Below are 22551 nucleotides of genomic sequence, written 5' to 3' on the forward strand. Positions count from 1 at the left end.
AGCTTTGGCGCGTAACCTGCACTTCGCAAGGGTTTGGTGACGACTATTTTGTAATATTGCTCTACCATTAAATAGATATTGATGATAAATTCGTCTATGGGCATCTCACAACTCCATTGTATTCTTGGTCGAAAACAATAGATTAGTGAGGTGCTCTTCTTTTTTCAATCACTTTCGAAGTTGAGAGTGGGGTTATATAAAGAACATTCTATAATTTCTACTTAGTCTCGTTAAATAGCTCACGGCCGATTAGCATACGACGAATTTCACTGGTGCCCGCGCCGATTTCATACAGCTTGGCATCACGCCAGTAGCGACCAAGTGGATATTCATTGGTATAGCCGTTACCGCCAAAGATTTGGATGCCCTCGCCTGCCATCCACGTGGCTTTTTCCGCACACCATAAAATCACGCTGGCGCAATCTTTACGTACTTCGCGGCTATGACCGGCGCCGCGTTGATCGAGCATATCGAGATTTTTACCGACCGTATATAAGAAGCTGCGTCCCGCTTGCAGGATGGTATACATATCGGCGACTTTACCTTGGATAAGCTGAAATTCACCAATTGCTTGCCCAAACTGCTTGCGATCATGAATATAAGGCACAACGTTATCCATCACCGCTTGCATGATACCGATAGGACCTGCGGCGAGTACCGCGCGCTCATAATCAAGCCCGCTCATCAGTACTTTGACGCCTTCACCAACGCCGCCCAAGATATTTTCTTTGGGCACTTCAACATTATCAAAAGTCATCTCACCGGTATGACTACCGCGCATGCCAAGCTTATCGAGCTTTTGTGCCGTGCCAAAGCCCTTCATGCCTTTTTCAACGATAAATGCGGTCATACCTTTTGCGCCAAGCTCTGGATTGGTTTTGGCATAAACCACCATGACGTCAGCATCTGGGCCATTGGTAATCCACATTTTGCTACCGTTTAGCACATAATGTCCGCCTTTTTCTTCGGCTTTAAGCTTCATACTCACTACGTCTGAACCAGCGCCCGGCTCACTCATCGCTAATGCGCCAATGAATTCACCACTAATCAGCTTGGGCAGATATTTTTGCTTTTGTTCCTCTGAACCATTACGTTTGATTTGGTTGATACACAGGTTAGAATGCGCCCCGTAGCTGAGCGCCACAGAAGCAGAGGCTCGGCTAATCTCTTCCATCGCCACCATATGAGCGACATAACCCATGTCAGATCCGCCGTACTCTTCTGGAACGGTAATGCCATGCAGACCGAGCTCGCCCATTTTTTGCCATAAATCCATTGGGAACTCATCGCTGCTGTCGATTTCGCTTGCACGCGGGGCAATTTCTTTCGCTGCAAACTGCTGTACCACATCACGTAAGGCGTCGATATCTTCGCCAAGCTGAAAATTTAATCCAGGTAAACTCATAGCCGTTCCTTGTATTTTGATGTTTAATTTCTTAAAAATTTAGATCCATTTAAAAAGAGACCATATAGCTGGTACAAATTTTTATCGCTTGCTGTGCGACTGCGTCACTCCAGAGGCTTCAAAAATTTATACCAGCTATCTATTCATTTATTTCTATTCATTTAGCTTATGACTGGCTTTATTTTTTAGTTAAGACTGACGTTTATTAATCAACGCACGCGCCACGCTTGAACCATTGCGGCGACCCAAGAATCCACTGATACGCTCGCCAGCCACGACCAATTTATCCAAATCAATACCCGTACTGATACCCATGCCGTGTAGCATATAGACGACATCTTCGGTGGCGACATTGCCGGTTGCGCCTTTGGCATACGGACAACCGCCAAGTCCAGCGACTGAGGTATCAAACTCACTAACGCCCATCTGTAAGGCGGCTAAAGTGTTACTGACGGCTTGACCATAAGTATCATGAAAATGTCCTGATAGCATGCTGATACCAGCGTATTCTAAAGCGGCTTGCAGGGCGCGCTGTACTTTTAGAGGTGTACCAACCCCAATCGTATCGGCAATACCAATCTTCTCAGCGCCAATCTCAACCAAACGCTTGGTCACATAAGCCACTTGGCTAGGAGCAATCTCGCCTTCATAAGGGCAACCGACTGTGCAAGAGATGACGCCGCGTACTTTGATACCCTGCGCTTTTGCCGCAGCGGCAACGGGCGCAAAACGCTCAATGCTTTCGTCAATACTACAGTTGATGTTTTTTTGGCTAAAGGTTTCACTGGCTGAACCGAAAATGACGATTTCATCAGGACGATGGACAATAGCATTTTCAAAGCCACGCATATTGGGCACTAGGACTGAGTAGCACACCTCCGTCTGACGTGTAGGCGCTATCGCGTCAAGTAGCGCGCTATTATCACCCATTTGCGGCACCCATTTTGGCGAAACAAAACTGGTCGCCTCGAGCTTTTTGACACCAGCTGCAATTAAATCATCGATCAGCGTTTGCTTAACTGCAGTCGGTACCGTCATGGACTCATTTTGCAGGCCATCACGTGGACTAACATCAACGATTCTGACGTGGTCTGGGTACGAATGGCTCATGGTTATTATCCTTTCATTGTTCTTATACTTCAGTTCTTAAGCTTCGCTAGCTTCAGTATCGATACGTAGTAGCTCGTCGCCATCGGCAACCAAATCGCCCGCGGCAAATAATAACTCTGCTACCACCCCATCCGTCGGTGCGGTAATCGTATGTTCAATTTTCATCGCTTCGATAACGGCAAGTGGCTCGCCTTTTTTCACACTATCGCCAACAGCGACTTTGAAGGCGACGACTTGTCCTGGCATTGGTGATTTTAAGCTACCGACCGCCGCAGACTCTTCACCGACATGTGCCATGATATCAATCAGCGTAATCTCATCACGCCCGCCATCGGTAAAGACATAAGTGGTCTCGTTATTTGTCCAGCTTTGGGCGCTGATACGGGCGCCATCTAACCATAAGGTATGATTGTGCGCGTCAGTACTGGCATAGTTAATTTCACTTTCATAGACTTTTTCTGTCTGGGCGGCGACATTGGCATTGGTTTTTTCTTCGTTACTTGCGATTTCTTTTTCAATCACTAGGGTAAAGCTGCTGCTATTTTCAGCCCCTTTTTTACTTTCCGCACTATTTGCATTGTGCCAGTTGCTAATACGTGCTTGGTACGCCTGCTCATCATAAACCAAGCTAAACGAGCGCGTATAATCACTATAAGCACGGAAACCAGTCGGCTTACTGAATGGATCGATGTCTGACCCTTGTGCTGCGCCTTCACTAGCAAGCTGCTGCGTAATGGCAGTCACGACCAGCGTCGATAAATCAAGCGGATGCTGATTAAACAGCTCGTCCGCCTCACGCTCGATAAGCGCCGTATCAAGATTGGCTTGGCTAAACGACTCAGTATTAAGGATATAGCGCAAAAATGCCACGTTATTTGGCAAACCAACGATACGCGTTTGAGCGAGTGCGCGGTCGAGTTTCGCCAACGCTTGCTCGCGAGTCGGCGCATGGACGATAAGCTTCGCAATCATCGAATCGTAAAACGGGCTAATCACATCGCCTTCGCGCACGCCATCGTCGATACGTACATCGGTAATGTTAAAGGTACTGTGCTCAGGCTTTTGATAGGTAAATAAAGTACCCGTCGCTGGCAAAAAGCCATTGTCAGGATTTTCAGCGCAGATACGCGCTTCAATCGCATGCCCATTAATCACCAGCTCGTTTTGCTTTTTCGGTAACGGCTTACCTGCTGCAACCAACAGTTGCCATTCAACCAAATCGACACCCGAAATCGCTTCACTAACTGGATGCTCCACTTGCAGGCGGGTATTCATCTCCATAAAATAGAAATTCATCGCCCCTTCGCGCTGCTCAACGATAAATTCAACCGTACCTGCACCAAAATAATTGACCGCACGCGCCGCTTCGATTGCCGCTGTTCCCATCGCTTCACGCATGGCAGCGTCAACACCGGGTGCTGGCGCTTCCTCTAATACCTTTTGGTGGCGGCGCTGTACCGAGCAATCTCGCTCAAACAAATGCACATAATTGCCATGCATATCGCCAAATACTTGAATTTCGATATGGCGAGGTTTTAGGGCATATTTTTCAATGAGTACTTGGTCGTCACCAAAACTGGTAATCGCTTCGCGGCGGCAAGAATCTAGTAAGTCAATAAAATCGCTGCTATTTTCTACAATACGCATGCCTTTACCGCCGCCGCCTGCGCTGGCTTTAATTAAGACGGGATAACCGATACTGTCTGCTTGCTGTTGTAAGAATTCTGCATCTTGATTGTCGCCATGGTAACCCGGTATCAAAGGTACACCAGCCGCTTCCATCAAACGCTTGGACTCAGACTTGCCGCCCATCGCCCGAATCGCGTCGGCAGATGGGCCAATAAACATCAAACCTGCGTCCTGACAAGCCTGAGCAAAGTCGGCATTTTCACTTAAAAAACCATAGCCTGGATGGATTGCTTGGGCGCCAACATCGAGGGCAATCGCAATAATCGCATCGCCTTTAAGATAGCTGTCTTTTGGCGCTGAACCACCCAAATAAACCGCTTCGTCACAGACAGCAACGTGCTTGGCGCCGCGGTCGGCATCAGAATAAACAGCGACGGTACGAACACCCATACGCTTGGCAGTCGCAGCAACACGGCAAGCAATTTCACCACGGTTTGCGATTAGAATTTTAGAAAACATAACTATCCCTGTAACTTATCGTTTTTATTTATCGGTTTGACTATCGTTTTTTGCTACTATTCTGTCGTTAACCAATCAGGCTTACGCTTGTGCAAAAATGCCTGTACGCCTTCCTTTCCTTGCGCTGATGAGCGAATATCAGCGATACCTTTAACGGTATCAGCAACAAGCTCATCGGTAATCGGTGCACCTGCGACTTCGTGCAATAAACGCTTGCAAGTCTTGACCGCATTGGGGCTATTATTAACCATCTTGGCGCATAAGGCTGCGACTGTGTCGTTAAGTGATTCTTCACTAACGCGCTCATGGATAAAGCCAAGCTGCCGCGCCTTTTTGGCATCGAACACCTCTGCACTTAAAAAGTAGCGATGCGACGCTCTAGTCCCTAATGCTCTTACGACATACGGACTAATGGTGGCAGGCGCTAATCCCAGACGTACTTCGCTTAAGCAAAAATTGGCAATCTTAACCGCAATCGCTATATCACAGACGGCGACTAGACCCATACCGCCTGCATAGACATCGCCTTGAATCGCAGCAACGGTTGGTTTTGGACATTCATAGATAGTTTTGAGCATTTGCGCCAGTTTATCAGCATCGGCAAGATTTTCTTCATAGCTATAATCTGCCATCGCCCGCATCCAATTAAGGTCAGCACCAGCGCAAAACGCTTTGCCCGCCGCCGCTAGCACAACCACACGGACATTATCATCAGCGCCAAGCGTGGAGAAAACCTCAGTCAGCTCGGCAATCATTTCGTCGTTAAAGGCATTACGTATCTCAGGACGATTTAACGTCACCGTCGCGACGTGCTGCTCTACTTTAACCAGTAGGCTGTTATAATTCTCAGAATTTTTGTCATTATTTTTTTTCATAACCTTCTCTATTTTTTATATACGTGAAATGCTTGCCCATATTCCATTTAATGCTACATTCTAAACACACCAAAGGTCGTCTCTTCAATCGGGGCGTTATAGGCAGCGCTAAGCCCTAACGCTAATACATGACGCGTATCGGCAGGATCAATCACCCCATCATCCCAAAGACGTGCTGTCGCATAATAAGGGTGACCTTGCTCTTCGTACATCTCAAGAATCGGCGCTTTAAATGCTGCTTCGTCCTCGCTACTCCACTCTTCACCTTTACGGTCAAAATTATCACGCTTGACGGTTGCCAGTACCGACGCCGCTTGCTCGCCGCCCATCACCGAGATACGCGCGTTTGGCCACATCCACAAAAAACGCGGACTATAAGCGCGGCCACACATGCCGTAGTTACCAGCACCAAATGAGCCGCCAACGATGACGGTAAATTTCGGCACTTTCGCGTTGGCAACCGCCATCACCATTTTGGCGCCATGACGGGCAATACCTTCGTTTTCGTATTTGCGACCAACCATAAATCCAGTGATATTTTGCAAAAACACCAAAGGAATTTTACGTTTACAGCATAGCTCGATAAAATGCGTGCCTTTTTGTGCTGATTCACTAAAAAGAATTCCATTATTGGCGATAATACCTACTGGCATACCTTCGATATGGGCAAAACCGCAAACCAGCGTCGTGCCAAAACGTGCTTTAAATTCATCAAACTCACTATCATCGACGATACGAGCGATGATTTCTTTGATATCAAAAGGTTTGCGCTTATCGGTTGGAATGATGCCGTATAACTCTTTGGCATCATAGCGTGGTGGACGCGGTTTGATTTGATTGGGGATTTGCTTAGCAGGGCGATTTAAGTGGCTAACGATATTACGCGCAATTGATAACGCATGGGTATCGTTCTGCGCCAAATGATCGACCACCCCTGACAGACGCGTATGCACATCACCGCCGCCCAAGTCTTCAGCGGTGACCTCTTCACCAGTCGCTGCTTTTACCAGTGGCGGGCCACCCAAAAAGATAGTGCCTTGATCTTTGACAATGATAGATTCGTCACTCATCGCGGGCACATAAGCGCCGCCTGCAGTACAGCTGCCCATCACCACGGCGATTTGCGGAATACCAGCCGCACTCAGATTTGCTTGGTTAAAAAAGATACGACCAAAGTCATCTTTATCAGGGAATACTTCGTCTTGATTGGGTAAGTTTGCGCCGCCTGAATCGACCAAATACACGCAAGGTAAGTTGTTTTCTTGGGCGATTTCTTGCGCGCGCAGATGCTTTTTGACCGTCATCGGATAGTAAGTGCCGCCTTTTACGGTGGCATCATTACAGACGATCATACACTCAGTGCCGTTGATACGGCCGATACCGGCAATCACGCCCGCCGCTGGAATCTCTTCGCCATACATATCATGCGCTGCCATTGGTGCGACTTCTAAAAATGGCGTACCGACATCGAGCAGGCGCTCAACACGCTCACGAGGTAGCAGTTTGCCACGCGCTAAATGCTTGGCACGCGCGCGCTCTGAACCACCTTGAGCGACTTTACGCAGGTGCAGATATAAGTCATCGACTATTTCTTGCATGGCGGCACGGTTTTGCTGAAAATCGGCAGCGTTCGGACTCAGTTTACTGGTTATGATAGCGCTCATGATATCCCTTTTTATACTTGTGTTTATTATTCAATAACTTCTTAAAATCTTGACCGATTTTTTGACTACTCTATTCCTAGCTCCGCCTTCATCTGCTCGATAATTTTATACTTTTGAATTTTACCGGTGATAGTCATCGGATATTCAGTCACAAAGCGATAATAAGTCGGCACTTTATAATGGGCGATATGCTCGCTACAGAATTGGCGCACTTCATCTTCGGTTAGGCAGCCCGGCTCTTTTGATATGATCAAAGCGGCAAGCACTTCTCCATAACGCTTATCTGGGATACCGACGACTTGAACGTCACGAATTTTCGGATGGCGATACAGATAGTTTTCGATCTCAACTGGGTAAATATTTTCACCGCCGCGAATGACCATATCTTTACTACGCCCAACGATTTTGACATAGCCGTCTTCATCCATCGTCGCCAAATCACCGGTATGCATCCAGCCGTCTTGTATCGCTTCACGAGTTTTAAAGCGACTGCCCCAATAGCCTTTCATCACCGAATAACCACGCGTTAGCAGCTCGCCGGTTTCCCCTAAAGGTACAATCTCGCCCGTTTCGGTATCGACGACTTTGACTTCAAGCGCAGGCTGCACAAGCCCAACCGTTGATACTTGTTTCTCTAATGGCGTATGCTCATTGGTCTGACAAGAAACCGGACTGGTCTCCGTCATGCCGTAAGCAATGGTAACCTCTTTCATGTGCATCTTATCGATGACGCGACGCATGACCTCAATCGGGCAGCTAGAGCCGGCCATAATGCCAGTCCGCAAGGTCGATAAATCAAATTTATCAAATTCAGGATGGTCAAGCTCGGCGATAAACATCGTCGGTACGCCATGCAAAGCCGTACATTTCTCTTCTTCAACCGCTTGCAAGACGGACAATGGCTCAAAACCATCGTTCGGATAAATGATACAACCGCCATGGGTCAAAATCGCTAAGTTTCCAAGCACCATACCAAAGCAATGATATAAAGGCACAGGAATACACAGTCTATCTTCCTCAGTGAGATTCATGGCCTCACCGATAAAATAGCCGTTATTTAAAATATTACGGTGGCTTAAGGTCGCACCTTTTGGTGTACCTGTTGTGCCGCTGGTAAATTGCACATTAATCGCGTCGGTGTTTTTAAGCTGCGCTTGACGCTCGGCGACGCGTGGATCATTGGCATCGCCTTCCGCCATCCATGCCGAAAACTTCTGCATAAAGTTAAACTCTTCATCAGAGTCTGGCTCATCAATCCAAATAATACGTTCAATGGTTGGAATCTCAACCAAATCCAATTGGGTGTAATCTTTATGATAAATCTCAGGACACAGCTCACGAATCAGCTGCGCATAATCACTGCTTTTAAAATGGCGCATAAGGACGAGTGCTGAGCAGCCAAGTTTATTTAACGCATATTGCAGCTCAAAGGTACGATAGGCAGGGTTGATATTAACGAGGATAACGCCAACTTTTGCGGTCGCTAATTGCATCAGCAGCCACTCAGCATTGTTGTGCGACCAGATACCGATGCGGTCACCAATCTCAAGCCCCATTTCAATCATACTGCTGGCTAATTGATTGACCTGCTGTTGTAGCTCGCGATATGTCCAGCGGATATTTTGATGACGGACGACCAGCGCTTCACGCTCAGGATATTTGGAGACAATAGCATCAAAAAAATCGCCGATGGTCGCTTCAATCAGCGGTACATCGGGGCCTTTATCATAGCTTTGAGTAAGCGGCGCATTTGCCGAGCGCGCGCCCATATTTACGGTGGGAATATTATTTAGAATGCTATCGAAGTCAGAAACTTGAGTCATAACGAGTCCTTTCGTTTTACTTTTTACAGCACGCCTGAATGGTGCTAATTTTTCGCTTGCTCCTATTCTTTTTTCCTTGAACAGGTCTTAACAAGCATGAGCTACTATACCGCCTTAAATCGAAGGCTGTCAATCATAGTAATACATTATGTATCATTTAAATTAATTAATAAAAAGTATTACCCAGTAAAAGATAGCATAAAATCACGCGGTTATTATAGGTAAAAAAGCCAGCTACGTATTTGTTACACGGCTGGCTCTTGAGAAAAACTAAGACTAGTAATTAAAGCTAAAAGTTAAACTTGCAACGGTTAAGCGTTGATTAAGACTTAACCATAGGCGGCGCTTTAATCGTTACCGTCGCAGTGACGGCATTGCTATCATCAAGCAAGTCCATAACAAGCTCATCATCCGTTTCAGTAGTCACTTGCCAATTACCAGCAGCTTGCGGTACGCCAGTGACCATCACCGAAATGGCTTTATTTTTTAAGCGAATCATCGGCGGCTTATGATCATAACCGCTGTGCTCGTGGCCCAAAATATCATCAGCAATCGTCGCTGCCTGCGCACGTAACGGCGCTACATAACGACAGGCAACGCCGTTGATCGACATACAATCGCCAATCGCATACACATTGGACGCATGGGTACGTAATGTGGTGGCATCGACCACGATACCGGTGCGGCGATTGAACTCAACCCCAGCAGCGGTTGGTAATTTATCATCAACCGTCAGACCCGTACTAGCAATCACATGATCAACCACTAACGGCTCTGGCTGCTGCGCCGCATCGCTGTCGGTAGCTGATACTGGCGCATAGCTGACTTGCAATGTGCCATCATCATGACGCGTAATATTGGATACTTGATAACCGCCTAAAAAGCGAATCCCTTGCGATTGTACTGCTTTAGCAATACGTGCGGTCGCTTGTGGTGGTAGCATTTGCGAGAGCGGCGCGTTATTTAAATCAATCAACGTCACTTCATGACCCGCTTTTAATAAGTCCTCAGCAATTTCCGTCCCGACCATACCAGCGCCAACGATGGCAACACGCTGACTGCCCACTGCGAGCTTTTCTTGCAGCTGTCCAAAACGCTCGATATGATTGACATGCCAAACCAAATCCTCGGGCAGACTTTTTGGAAAAATAGGATGGGCGCCCATCGCCAGCACCAGTTTGTCATAGCTAATAGTGGCGTAATTGGTATACACAGGGTCCGAGCGCAGTGCTGAGATAAGTTGTACTGTTTGGCTAGCAGGGTCAATATCGGTCACTTGCGTATTGGCAAGCAAATTAATATTTGCCGCCTTTGCCGCATCGCTACCTGTTGCACGTACCAAGTCCGCAGCATTTTTCTGTTGGCTAATTGCCATTGTTAGCATAGGTTTATGATAACGGTCGCCATTATCAGCCGTGATTAAGGTGATGGGAATGTCTTTATCTTTTGTGCGAATGGCATCGACAACGTGCCAGCCTGCCAAGCCTGCGCCAATAATAACAATACCTGCCGATTGATTTTCTACACTCATAATGACTCCGAAACACTATCTATTATTTGTTATGAATTTGGAATAGGATTAAAAACTGATGGCGCCTATTGTAGCAGCAAACAGGGAACACTTGTAAGCTGAGAGTAATGAACAAAAAGTAAAAGACATAAAAAAGCGCCTTTATTAAAGACGCTTTGATAGATACTTAAAACACCGTACTGAATTTCAATGATTAAGAATCTTTGATAAAAACAGCTGCGCGCGCTCACTTTTTGCGCCTTCAAAAAACTCATCCTTACTACAGTTTTCGACGATATGGCCTTCATCCATAAAAATAATTCGATTGGCCACCTGACTGGCAAAGCCCATCTCATGGGTTACGCACATCATGGTCATACCATCACGAGTCAGCTCGACCATCACATCGAGCACTTCTTGAATCATCTCTGGGTCAAGTGCGGAAGTTGGCTCGTCAAATAGCATCGCAACCGGATCCATCGCCAAAGCACGCGCAATCGCTACCCGCTGCTGCTGTCCGCCTGATAGCTCGGCGGGGTATTTCGGCGCTTGCGCACTTAAGCCCACACGGTCAAGATAGGCCATGCCTTTTTTCTTAGCGTCGTCTTCTTTACGGCCCAGTACTTTGATTTGCGCGACCGTTAAGTTATCGATAATGGTCAAATGCGGAAACAGCTCAAAATGCTGAAATACCATGCCGACGCTACTACGCAGTTTGGGTAAATTGGTTTTTGCCGCGCCAACTGAGATACCATTGACCATGATATCGCCCTTTTGAAACGGCTCAAGCCCATTAACAGTTTTAATAAGCGTCGATTTGCCACTGCCCGATGGCCCACAAACGACAACGACATCGCCTTTATGCACGTGAGCAGTACAGTCAGTTAATACCTGAAAATCACCATACCATTTGCTAACGTCAGTCATTTTGATGACTATCTCAGCGCTCGCATGACCATTGTCGGTGACCAGTCCGCCAAATTCATTTATATAGGTGTCAGCATTGTTTATCCCTAGCTCATTTATCACTGGCTCATTCATCACTGGCTCCTAACCACTTTTTTTCATCATTATTAAATGAAAGTCTTAATAGTAAAATACTGCGCCAAATTTAAATTAAAACCTCAAGCGTTTTTGCAATTGCTGCACGCCTATAGAGGCACTTAAGCTGATAATAAAATAAACAGCTCCGGCGCCTAAAATATAAGGCGTCAGTAAGCCCATCAGCTCACCACGGACGTAAGCGGCGCGGAAAAAATCCGTCAACCCAATGGCAAAAACCAGCGTCGTATCTTGGAATAAAATAATACATTGCTGCAAAATCAGCGGTAACATCTTGCGAAAAGCTTGCGGCAAAATCACCAAACGCATGGTTTGCCCATAAGTCATGCCAAGTGCCTTTGCGGCATTCACTTGCCCGCTACCGATAGATTGGATACCTGCGCGCACCACCTCTGAGAAGTACGCCGCTTCAAACATCATAAAGGCAACAACACACGAGGTAAACGCGGTATCGAGCTGTAAATATTTACCGGCTATCCAAAAGTACATCATCGGCACGGCAAAATAAAACCACAGCAATACCAATAGCAACGGCACAGAACGAAAATAATTGACGTATAATTTGGCAGGAATTTCTAGCGCTTTGATGCCGGACAAGCGCATTAAAGCCAATACCGTGCCTAAGCTAATACCGCCTAAGATAGCGAGAAACAATACTTTTAAGGTGGTCAGCATACCGCCCATCAAGCCCGGATACGCCGTTGCAAGTTCGGTCATCATATTCATTTTTGACTCCCTGCAATCAGCCCAGGCACACGCAATTTACGCTCAATCAGTCCCATAATGGCAATTAACGACAGATTAAAAACCAGATAAATAATGGTCGCATAAGTGTAAATCTCGAGGCTGTTTTGGGTATATTCACTGATGGTTTTGGTTTGGCTAATCAGCTCCATCACCCCGACCAGCGACGCTACCGACGCGTTTTTAAAGCAGTTGGTGAGCTCCGAGCTTAGCGGTGGCAAAATAACACGAAATGCCTGCGGTAGTAGCACTTCTTTATACGCCTGCGGAATCGTAAAGCCGAGCGCGTAAGCAGCATTGATTTGCCCTTCAGGTAAGGACTCGATACCGGTACGCACCTGCTCAACAATACGCGCGGCGGTAAATAATCCCAAACCCATACTGGCGGACAGCATGGCTGAGGTATTAGGCGATAAGTCTTTATACCACCACTCTTGTAGTGCGGGCGTCAGCCAACCGGGGGCGATATAAAACCAAAAGAATAATTGTACAAGAAGAGGAATATTACGAAAAAATGTCACATAAGCGGTACCAATACTACGCGCCGCTTTATTTGGCAAGGTGCGCATGATGCCCAAAATAGTACCAATCACCATGGCAATCGCCCAAGCGATACTGCCAATCAATAGCAGCCAGCCAAGACCGGTCACCATCCAATGCAGGTAAAGCTCATTACCGATACCGGTTTGCTCAAAGAGCACACCCCAGTTCCAGCTATAATTCATGATTGTCACTCCAAGCCATGAGTAAAAAGCCAACGCGCCAGACTTATAAACAGCAGTCTGGGCGCGTCAGCAAGCTATGTTGAGGGACAAAAATTACTGAGCGGTTGCTTCTTTTGGCTGTGCGCTATCGTGTGGATTGGCAATCAAAGCTTTTAGATTGTCTGACATCTCAAAGTTTAGATTGACGTTTTTTGGCGGAATTGGGTTGGTAAACCACTTATCATAAATGCTATTAATCTCGCCTGAGCTAAAGACATTGGCAAGCGCTTCATCGACCACCGCTTTAAATTCAGGATCGTCTTTACGCATCATACAACCATAAATCTCAGACGATTGCGGCGTACCAACAATCACCCATTCATCTGGATTTTTGGCTTTGGCTTTTTCACCGGCAAGTAGTACATCATCCATCATAAAGGCATCGGCACGGCCGTTTTCTAGCATAAGGAAAGCTTCGCCATGGTCTTTTGCCGAGATGACATTGATGTCCATTTTATTTTTATCATTGTATTCACGAATATAACGCTCTGAGGTCGTACCAGCAGTCGTGACCAAAGTTTTACCTTTTAGGTCTTCAAAATCTTGAATACCTGAGTCTTTTTTGGTCAATAAACGCGTACCAATTTCAAAGAAACCGTTTGAGAAGGCCACTTGTTTTTGGCGCTCTTCGTTATTGGTGGTTGAGCCACATTCAAAATCAACCGTGCCGTTTTGCACCAGCGGAATACGCGTTTGCGAAGTAATCAAGTTATAACGAATTTTTAAATCCGGCATATTAAGCTTTTCTTTTACCGCATCGACCACTTTCATTTCTAAATCGTGCGCATAGCCAATCGGCTGATTTGGGTCATCAGCGATGTAAGAAAAGGGAATAGAAGAGTCTCGGTGACCGACCACGATAGTGCCCGATTCTTTGATCTTTTGTAGCGTACCGTTGGTATTTTCTGCCGCTTCTGTCGTTGTCGCTGTGCCATCTGCTGGCGGCGCTTCGGTGTTGGTTTGATTGCTATTGTTACAGCCTGCTAGGCCAAGTGCCATAAAGGCAACCAACGTTAGAGGTTTTGAGATTAAGTAGGTCATGAGATACATCCTTTTATCACATTTATACAAACTAGGGGGGACTTTGACGGTATTTGCGCCATTATTTGACTTTATATAAGCCCTTGGTTGACTTTTCCGTCATGCATCCATGCTGTTGCTTTAAGTTATCACTATGCAACTTAATGTTACTGTACAACAATTTGCACGATGCGGGTAAACTTTTTTTAATGCGACTGATATTTTACAGATTTCGTTTAACAATCATTTAAATTACGCCAATAACTAAACCGCTATGATTGATAAATAACCATTAATCCCCATAAAGTTAACAACTTCTTAATACTAGTTATGACCTATGACCCAAGATACTCAAGTCCCAAATATTAATCAACAAGCGAGCAGCCACCGCGATAATGACGTACGCCAACGCTTTTTTATCGAAGACTCACCGGTGCGCGGCGATGTGGTGCGCCTATCGCGCAGCTATGCGACGACAATTGCCCAGAAAGCTTATCCTGAAGCCATTAAGCGCTTATTAGGTGAGATGCTGACGGCGGCAAGCTTGTTGATCAGTACCGTTAAAATTAATGGTCGCTTATCGATTCAATTACAATCATCAGATAGCGACAGCTTGCTCAATTGGGCAATGGCAGAATGCGACCAAGACGGTATCATTCGCGCCCTTGCCAGCTGGAAAAATGACACCGACGAGCAAGTGCAAGCGTGGGAAAATATGATCCATGCCAAAGACGCCTTTGCTGAGCTCGGCGCTGCTGGTCAAGGCGTGTTATTTATCAATATTCAGCCTGATGGCGGCGAGCCGTATCAAGGTATCGTTGAGCGTGGCCATGACAACTTAGCTGATTGCTTAGCGCATTATCAAAAACAATCGGCGCAGATTCCAACGCTGATTAATCTGGCATCCGATGGTTTGCAAGCCGGTGGTATCTTGGTGCAAATGCTACCTCGTACCGCAGCCGAGACCTATGAAGTCGAGCAAAACCAAGACGCAGGGATCGATGATGACTTGTGGACGCGCTTAAGTGTGCTCACGCGTACGCTAAAAGCAGAAGAGCTGACCACGCTTGATGCCAATGAAATCCTGTACCGTTTATATAACGAAGAAAAAGTCGTTGCCCCTGAGCCTGTAGCGTTATCGTTTGGCTGCACCTGCTCACGCGAGAAGTGTGAGATGGCAATTGAGCAAATCGGTGAAACCGAAGCGTTAGATATCGTGGACGAACAAGGCGGTACGTTTGAGATGGACTGCGGATTTTGCGGTGAGGTCTACAAATTTGATAAAGACGATGTAGCGGCTATTTTCGCTGAATAGCTTCTTATCTGTTTTCTACCGTCCCTAAAATTTAAAACCCTCAAGTGTCATGCTTGAGGGTTTTTCGTTTTTATAATTTTATTGATAATAACATTCATAGTGTTAACACCTTAAATCTCGACCTCGTAATCTATCGGATAAGAATAGATACGGCTATCAAGCCCATATTTGGCGTCATGCGCGTCGCCTAATCTATTGGCTGATAACCAAGAAATCACTTGCGCAAGCACCCGATCGTTATAAGTTAAATTCATATGATTGACGCCATAAAATATCGCCTTATGACCCTCAGGTACGCTCAATGTGTGCTCTTCAGTATATTCGCCAAGCGCCGACTCTACTGACACCAGCCCATCACCCAATAAGCTGGTGGTTTTATTTTCATAATGGGTTTCAATCAACGCCGCTGCGACCAGATAAGTATTGACGTGCAGCGGTAGGCGCGTCGGATGACGAAACTCTGCCGGTAGCACGCTGCGCTCCTCTAAAGATTTCCAATCGGCATCGCGAATACTGCCATAACGCAAATCGATAATACCAGCGCTACGTAAGTCGCCCAGTTTCGCCAATGACCCAGCAAAAGGCAGCTTAGCGATTTTATATTGCACAAAATTGCCAATCTGCTCCAAACTTGCGCCATGATGCGGTGTACCTAAAGTCACCAAATTACCCACACGCTCAACCCAGCTGAATCCCTGCTCTTTACCATAAAACAGTGCGCTACGGCTCAGCAGGCCGCCCATACTATGGCCGATTAAATCAAGCTGGGTAATGTCTGGATTGCTTTCGACCAAATCTTGCAAGACTTTAGCAAAGCTACGCCCATTACTGGAGATACGCCGACCGGTATTATAGTTCAAATATAAAACTGTACTGTCTGGCAACTTGTGGGTCAGCATAGCACCGAGATTATTTTCGCCCGCAACTTGCCAGCTTAAATGACTCAAACAAAGCCCATGACACAAAACAATTACTCGCCCCGATAGTGCGCCACTTTGCACATAATTGTCTTTATCGTATAGCATCATCGACACGGCCAACGGATTGTCATGAGTGACAAGGTGGTCGCCCATCACGCCATTTAGGATATTGACCATACGCCGTAAGTTTAAAGGCAGTGGTTGTATTTTTTTGGGTTTTAAAACCGTGTTATACAAACGTAGCCCTATGGCAATATTGTTGCCGACCAATTGCATCGCTTGACGCACCGTACCATAAATGCGCCCGGTGATACCGCGCTGCCAGTGCTCAAGATTACCATTATTAAACCGCCCCAAAGGACGCAGCAAAATCTCACGGTGGATAGCTTCGACAATATCCGTTACTTCCACGACACCCATAGTAGCAAGCTGCGCCAAGCCTTCAAAAAAATCCACCAAAGAGATTGGTTGATGCGGTTTTATCACACTGTTATCGACATTTTTGGCGATCAGCTCATCGACATAAATATAGTCAAGTTCTGCTAGCGCTTCATAGACATCGTCTTGAAAGTCTGCTTTTGCGCTCAATTCACCATCAGAGGGACGCCGAGTGGTCGCAAATAAATCGTGTATGGTTTCTATAGGTCTTGGATTGGGCATAGTGTTGCTACAGCAAGCGATTAAGGGTAATTGCCATACTAGCCTGTAAATGCCATAAACAGAAGAAAATGATTTAACTATCAGGTATTTTTATGGTTAAAAAAACAGGGAACTATAAAATATCGAAACTTACCCATTAGTAGCTATCGCCTACAACACAAAAATCCTAAAGCCATGACTTAGGATTTTTATGTTTGTTCAGACGTATCATTACTAATGCAAATAGTTAACTAGACAAAGGATTCTGCCAGTATGACGTCACCATCTTCGCGTGTAATCATAACTGTCGCTGAGCGCGGGGTACTACCGCCAGCCACTGCTCCCCATGTATTACCCGGATGCTGAATATTAATAAACAAGGTTTTAAAGTCTGGCGTCATCGTGATACCTGTGACTTCACATCCCTCCGGACCGACAAAAAATCGTTTGATGTTATCATTGCTGGCAGGCATACCGACTCGGGTTTGTTGCCCTACTGACGTGGTTTGAATGGCGCCATCGCTTACATTACCCGGTAGCGCTGCCAGTAACATACAGCTGCTGGTATCGGTATAAGCGCCGTCGTCTGTTTGAATCCATAAAACGCCGCGTGGATCGAAGTATAAGCCATCGGGAGAAGAAAAATCATTACTGTCATTTAATTGCGATAAATTTTCTGCTACTAAATCATTCGGTGCAGCAAATAAATAAATGTCCCAGTCAAAACTGGTTGCCGCATGATCACCGCCCGCTTCTGCCCAGCGAATGATATGGCCGTTGTCATTGCCACGCGCTTTGCCGCCAGTATTATAGCTGCGCGGATTGGACGCCGACACTGGCTGATCATCTCGTACACCACGATATTTATTATTGGTCAAAGTCACATACACTTCACCCGTTATCGGGCTGACCGATACCCATTCTGGTCGATCCATTTTGGTTGCACCGACTGCATCTGCTGCCGCGCGAGCAAAGACCAATACCTCATCTTGTCCATGAAAAGGCAACTCGCTGTTCAAAGCATCCAGTCCATTTTGACCATGAATCAACGCTTTCCATTCCCCGCGACCATTTTCATTAAAAATGGCAACATAGAGCGTGCCCTCATTCAAATACTTGTCACCCGCTTTTAATCCACCACCGATATCAGCATTTGACCATGTGGCTTTAGAGACGAATTTATAAATATATTCACCGCGAGCATCATCGCCCATATAAAACACCACCGGTTTGCCTTGTTCAACGGGAGCATAAGCACAGTTTTCATGAGCAAAACGTCCCAGTGCCGTGCGCTTTTGGGGCATGGAATTTTGATCAAAAGGATCAATTTCGGTGATATAACCAAAGGTATTAAAACCATTTCGATAATCGTCAGTAGCGCTAGCACTAGTAGCAGTCATATCCCAGCGTGAAAACTCGTCTACGATCTTGGCATCTTTGGCATCAGGGGTGTGCCAAAGATATTCAAAGCCAGAGAAATTTTCCGTTGCGCCATAGCGCTCGCGACCATAATTTTGTCCTGCGCTCAGCTGACTGGCATCTTGCCCACGGGCAAACACCCCTAAAAAATTCTCTTCGGTGGTCAGATAGGTGCCCCATGGCGATAAGCCTGCGCCGCAATTGTTATTGATACCGCGAGTTTGAAAGCCTGTTGGGTCAAACTTGGTCTTGACCAAATCAGAGCCCGCAACAGGACCTGCTAATTGCGTGGTTGTACTGCTGGTGATACGGCGATTGTATTTTGAATTGGAGACCATCTCGTAGCCCATGCCATCGGCGCGGCGTTTCATCTCGACCACCGCTACCCCATGACAATTGACCTCACGACGTACGTCGCTTGCAAGTCGACGATTTTGGAAGATTGGCGCAGCATTTTTATCTTGGATCACATGGTAACCAAATGGGCTCAGCTCGCTGCTATTGACGTATTCATGATTCATGACCAGTAGTCCATTCTCTGATGCTTTGGCATCATAGGCAGTGCCCTTTTTGCCAAAGAACCACATGCCATCATGGTTATCACCCATACGCCATTCGAATGATTCAGCTGACTGCTCGCGATTGTCTTTCCAATCATCAATGCCAGATATCAGCGGCGTGCCTAGAGGCAGTATCATCTCAGCCTTATAGCCTGCCGCCACGCTCATGGTTTCGGCAGTCGAATGCGCCACTGCGGTAAACTTCAAAGTTTCGGGACGCTTGAGATCACCTTGTGCAGGGATAGCAGCATCATTGCCATTATTTTTGGTAGGAATACTATCGTTATCGTCGCTACAGCCAACTAAAGGTAGCGCTCCAAAAAACGCCGCCGCTGTCAATCCTGTGCCACCTTTTAGGATACTACGCCGATTTAAACGGCGACTAATAATGGTTTGAAAATCAATATTGTTGCTCGGATTAGAATCTTCAACGACTTCATGGGCAAGCGGTTGTTTGTTATTCAATAATGTCATTATCAGTCACCTTGCTGTTAGGCTTGATTGGCATGAGAGAGTTGATTGCAGTCTTGTAATTGCAATCACCAAAATACGAATTATGCCTAATTCTACTGAGTGTTTATGACAGTACGTTGAAAACCAAATGCCGATTTGATAGTTATTTAATGATAAGCTTAGGATAAATGACTATCACCACTGATAAACCAAAAAAATCCCAAGCGTTCACTTGGGATTTTTTGATAGCGTTAAGCATTAATGCCTTTACAGATTAATAGGTGATAGCTGTGATAAAAACTTATTTAACCTCTGTCTGCCACTGATGAGCGCCTAGTTTTAAAGTCAACACATCGCCCGCATGTAAAGCGCCAACGCCGCTTGGCGTCCCGGTCATAATGACGTCGCCCGCTTGCAAACTAAAAGCATGACTGATATTAACCAATAACTCATAAACGGGAAATAGCATCAAGGCACTATCGCCGTCTTGCTTAAGTTCGTTATTAATATTCAGCTGATAATGGACGTTTCTGAAGTCACCAAAGGCATTTGCATCGAGCCAGTCAGCAAGCACACAAGCGCCATCAAAGCACTTGGCGCGCTCCCAAGGATGACCTTTTTCTTTCAGCTCAGTTTGTAGCTCACGCAAGGTCAAATCAAGCCCTAATGTCACGCCACCAATAGCTTGTTTCGCCTCTGCAAGCGTGGCTTTTGATAAGTCTGTTGCCAGCTGAATACAAAGCTCAGCTTCATAGTGGGTTTCACCAAAGATGGCAGGGTTTGGCCGCTCAATGCCTTGACGGAGAGATACCACCGAAGAGGCAGGCTTCATAAATAGCATCGGCGCGCTAGGCACTTCATTGCCCAACTCCTGCGCATGCGCCGCATAGTTGCGCCCGACGCAGACGATTTTACCGATAGAAGTACGCAGACGTTCGCTATTATCAATGCTGGTATCACTATTGGTATCAGTGGTGCCAGCAGTATCTTTCACATTACCAATAATAGCGTTGGCGATGGACATATGGGGCGATGAGCTCATACAGTTTCCTTACGGCATGTTTTTGACATTTATGACCACTATAGCTTTTTTATTTTGCTGTGCCTACTTTTAAGGAATGGTATTGGTAACCACGTCTGGCGGCACATAGCTGGCGTGACGATTCATACGTTTTTCAAACAATCTAAAGCTAAATAAAATCACCCACGATAGCAGCAGATAAACGACACCGGCCGCAAAGAACAATTCCATCAAGGTATAAGTGCGCGCACTAATCGTACGAGCAACACCCGTGATATCCATCAAAGCAATGGTGGATGCCAGCGCGCTTCCCTTTAGCATAAAAATAACTTCATTACTGTAGGCAGGAATCACAATACCAAAAGCGCGCGGTAAGGTAATACGCGTTAGTTTCTGCCATTTTGACATGCCAATGGCATCGGCGGCTTCAAGCTCGCCCACAGGAATATTTTGGATTGCACCGCGAATAATCTCTGCCAAATAGGCGCTGGTATTAAGGGTAAAGGCGATGATGGCACACCAGTAAGCTTGGCTAAGTACTGGCTCCCATAAGAACGAGTTACGTACCGCTTCGAACTGCCCAAGCCCATAATAAATCAAAAATATCTGTACCAGTAGCGGCGTGCCACGGAAAAAGAAGATATATAAAAATGGTAAAACTTGCACCAGCCAATTTTTAGACAGGCGCAGTAATGCCAAAATCAGACCAAAAAACAACCCAATAATACCCGAGAATACAACGAGCTGGACAGTCAATACCGCCCCACTCATTAAATCAGGGATATGGTCAAAAATGACCTGCCAATTCCAATCCATAGTATCTCTCCTCTACCCTATGGTCGATTGACTTTGAGTGGTTTGATGGTGGGTTTGACGGCTGAGCTTTTTAGCATAACGCGCCGCCGGATTGGCGCGCCACTCAAGCCACATCATAAAACCGGTAATCAACATGGTCAGACCCAAATAAATAATCGCCGCGGCCATATAAAAGGTAAACGGCTGCTGTGTCGACTGCGCCGCGCGCGACGATTGATACATGATATCTTTTAGACCGACGACTGACACCAAGGCGGTATCTTTGAGCAATACCAAAAACAAATTGCCGAGACCTGGCAGCGCAATCTGCCAAACTTGCGGCAAGGTAATACGATAAAAAGTCTGAAAAGGTCGCATGCCAATCGCTTGCGCCGCTTCTCTTTGCCCTACCGGAATCTCTTGAATGGACATACGAAAAATTTCGGTCGCGTAAGCACCAAAGGCAATCGATAACGCCATCACCCCGCCCCAAAACGCGCTAATCTCGATATAATCGTTATAGCCGAACTTTTTGAGGATGCTCATGAGCAATATCGAGCCGCCGTAATAAATAAACAGCACTAATAACAGCTCAGGGATGCCGCGCATCGTGGCAGTATAGACCGTCGCAAGCTTACGTAGCAGCCAGACATTGGACATCTTGGCCGTCGCGCCAAGCAAGCCTAGCGCCATACCGATGACCAAACTGGTCAGCGCAAGCTTTATAGTGACGGTAGCGCCGCTTAGTAATAGCGCGCCAAATCCTTGTAAATCAAACACAATTATCCACTCAGTCTCTTTATATTAGCAAGTTGCAAAATATGAGTTAAAAGAATCAGCATCAATAGCTGAGCGCTGCGAATAGTCGTATGACCAACCGCATAGATGGCGGTTTTTTGCGTCATAGAATGACGTGATATTCATACGATTACGGCGGCGGAAATTGACACAGTAGAAATGAGCGCTGATTTTATCATATTCGCTGCCAGCTATGTTAATACTCACGCATAAAAGCGCTGCCTAAATAGAGACTTATCAGGATAAATAGCCTATAAATCAGTGATATCTGATAAAAGTTGACCATTCATAATGCATAAAATTGTGGTGATTCTTTGAGTAAGGAATCATGATAATCATTTCTAAACAAAATCGATAGGATAACAACCAGATGCGAGTAGGATAAATTTTTCTTGCTTGCTGTGCGCTTTGCACTCCAGAGGCTTCGAAAAACTTATCCCCCTCGCCCTGTATTGGTTGTAAAGTAACCCTATTATTAAAGCAAAAAAGACATCACCCTGATGGTA

General features: G+C 46.1%; 17 protein-coding genes and 1 pseudogene. 1 reads left to right on the forward strand and 17 read right to left on the reverse strand.

Going from position 1 to position 22551, the window contains the following annotated elements; translation table 11 throughout:
• From A7325_RS13695 to A7325_RS06555, 12 genes and pseudogenes are all read right to left on the reverse strand, one after another.
• Nucleotides 1-104: pseudogene (locus A7325_RS13695) on the reverse strand (IS982 family transposase); the annotation flags it as partial.
• 113 nt (nucleotides 105-217) lie between these two features.
• Nucleotides 218-1405 (reverse strand): isovaleryl-CoA dehydrogenase, encoded by a 1188-nt coding sequence (locus tag A7325_RS06505; RefSeq protein ID WP_068405948.1) that lies wholly within the window; start codon nucleotides 1403-1405, stop codon nucleotides 218-220.
• Nucleotides 1406-1594: 189 nt separating this feature from the next.
• Nucleotides 1595-2515, reverse strand: coding sequence for a hydroxymethylglutaryl-CoA lyase (locus A7325_RS06510; protein ID WP_068405952.1), 921 nt, complete (start codon nucleotides 2513-2515; stop codon nucleotides 1595-1597).
• Nucleotides 2516-2551: 36 nt separating this feature from the next.
• A complete protein-coding gene (locus tag A7325_RS06515; RefSeq protein ID WP_068405954.1) occupies nucleotides 2552-4663 on the reverse strand; it encodes an acetyl/propionyl/methylcrotonyl-CoA carboxylase subunit alpha in 2112 nt (703 codons plus the stop codon).
• Between the two features lie 56 nt (nucleotides 4664-4719).
• Nucleotides 4720-5538, reverse strand: coding sequence for an enoyl-CoA hydratase/isomerase family protein (locus A7325_RS06520; RefSeq protein WP_068405957.1), 819 nt, complete (start codon nucleotides 5536-5538; stop codon nucleotides 4720-4722).
• 53 nt (nucleotides 5539-5591) lie between these two features.
• Nucleotides 5592-7202, reverse strand: a complete 1611-nt coding sequence (locus tag A7325_RS06525; RefSeq protein ID WP_068405960.1) for a carboxyl transferase domain-containing protein — start codon at nucleotides 7200-7202, stop codon at nucleotides 5592-5594.
• 65 nt (nucleotides 7203-7267) lie between these two features.
• On the reverse strand, nucleotides 7268-9025 hold the full coding sequence (locus tag A7325_RS06530; RefSeq protein ID WP_068405963.1) for an AMP-binding protein: 1758 nt from the start codon (nucleotides 9023-9025) through the stop codon (nucleotides 7268-7270).
• A 322-nt stretch (nucleotides 9026-9347) separates the two neighbouring features.
• Nucleotides 9348-10556, reverse strand: a complete 1209-nt coding sequence (locus A7325_RS06535) for an FAD-dependent oxidoreductase (RefSeq protein WP_068405966.1) — start codon at nucleotides 10554-10556, stop codon at nucleotides 9348-9350.
• A 186-nt stretch (nucleotides 10557-10742) separates the two neighbouring features.
• Nucleotides 10743-11462, reverse strand: coding sequence for an amino acid ABC transporter ATP-binding protein (locus A7325_RS06540; RefSeq protein ID WP_180952530.1), 720 nt, complete (start codon nucleotides 11460-11462; stop codon nucleotides 10743-10745).
• Between the two features lie 189 nt (nucleotides 11463-11651).
• Nucleotides 11652-12323 (reverse strand): ABC transporter permease subunit, encoded by a 672-nt coding sequence (locus A7325_RS06545; RefSeq protein ID WP_068405974.1) that lies wholly within the window; start codon nucleotides 12321-12323, stop codon nucleotides 11652-11654.
• Nucleotides 12320-13066 (reverse strand): amino acid ABC transporter permease, encoded by a 747-nt coding sequence (locus A7325_RS06550; RefSeq protein ID WP_068405977.1) that lies wholly within the window; start codon nucleotides 13064-13066, stop codon nucleotides 12320-12322. The genes A7325_RS06545 and A7325_RS06550 overlap by 4 nt, the downstream gene beginning before the upstream one ends.
• A gap of 93 nt (nucleotides 13067-13159) precedes the next feature.
• Entirely contained in the window at nucleotides 13160-14146 is a 987-nt protein-coding gene (locus tag A7325_RS06555) for a glutamate/aspartate ABC transporter substrate-binding protein (RefSeq protein ID WP_068405980.1), read from the reverse strand.
• 316 nt (nucleotides 14147-14462) lie between these two features.
• Between A7325_RS06555 and A7325_RS06560 the strand changes: the two genes are divergently transcribed.
• A complete protein-coding gene (locus A7325_RS06560; RefSeq protein ID WP_068405983.1) occupies nucleotides 14463-15440 on the forward strand; it encodes an Hsp33 family molecular chaperone HslO in 978 nt (325 codons plus the stop codon).
• Between the two features lie 110 nt (nucleotides 15441-15550).
• Here A7325_RS06560 and A7325_RS06565 read toward each other — a convergent pair whose 3' ends face one another.
• From A7325_RS06565 to A7325_RS06585, 5 genes are all read right to left on the reverse strand, one after another.
• On the reverse strand, nucleotides 15551-17020 hold the full coding sequence (locus tag A7325_RS06565; protein ID WP_068405986.1) for an esterase/lipase family protein: 1470 nt from the start codon (nucleotides 17018-17020) through the stop codon (nucleotides 15551-15553).
• Nucleotides 17021-17250: 230 nt separating this feature from the next.
• Nucleotides 17251-19452, reverse strand: coding sequence for a PhoX family protein (locus tag A7325_RS06570; RefSeq protein ID WP_068405989.1), 2202 nt, complete (start codon nucleotides 19450-19452; stop codon nucleotides 17251-17253).
• A gap of 280 nt (nucleotides 19453-19732) precedes the next feature.
• The gene (locus tag A7325_RS06575) at nucleotides 19733-20362 is read right to left on the reverse strand and encodes a fumarylacetoacetate hydrolase family protein (RefSeq protein WP_068406023.1); all 630 of its coding nucleotides are present in this window, start codon (nucleotides 20360-20362) and stop codon (nucleotides 19733-19735) included.
• A 180-nt stretch (nucleotides 20363-20542) separates the two neighbouring features.
• On the reverse strand, nucleotides 20543-21268 hold the full coding sequence (locus tag A7325_RS06580; protein ID WP_068405992.1) for an ABC transporter permease: 726 nt from the start codon (nucleotides 21266-21268) through the stop codon (nucleotides 20543-20545).
• Between the two features lie 12 nt (nucleotides 21269-21280).
• Complete coding sequence (locus A7325_RS06585) at nucleotides 21281-22027, reverse strand: ABC transporter permease (protein WP_068405995.1); 747 nt, start codon at nucleotides 22025-22027, stop codon at nucleotides 21281-21283.
• Nucleotides 22028-22551 lie beyond the last annotated feature (524 nt).

The organism is Psychrobacter sp. SHUES1 (assembly GCF_001652315.1).
In the GTDB taxonomy this organism is placed as follows: Bacteria; Pseudomonadota; Gammaproteobacteria; order Pseudomonadales; family Moraxellaceae; genus Psychrobacter; species Psychrobacter faecalis.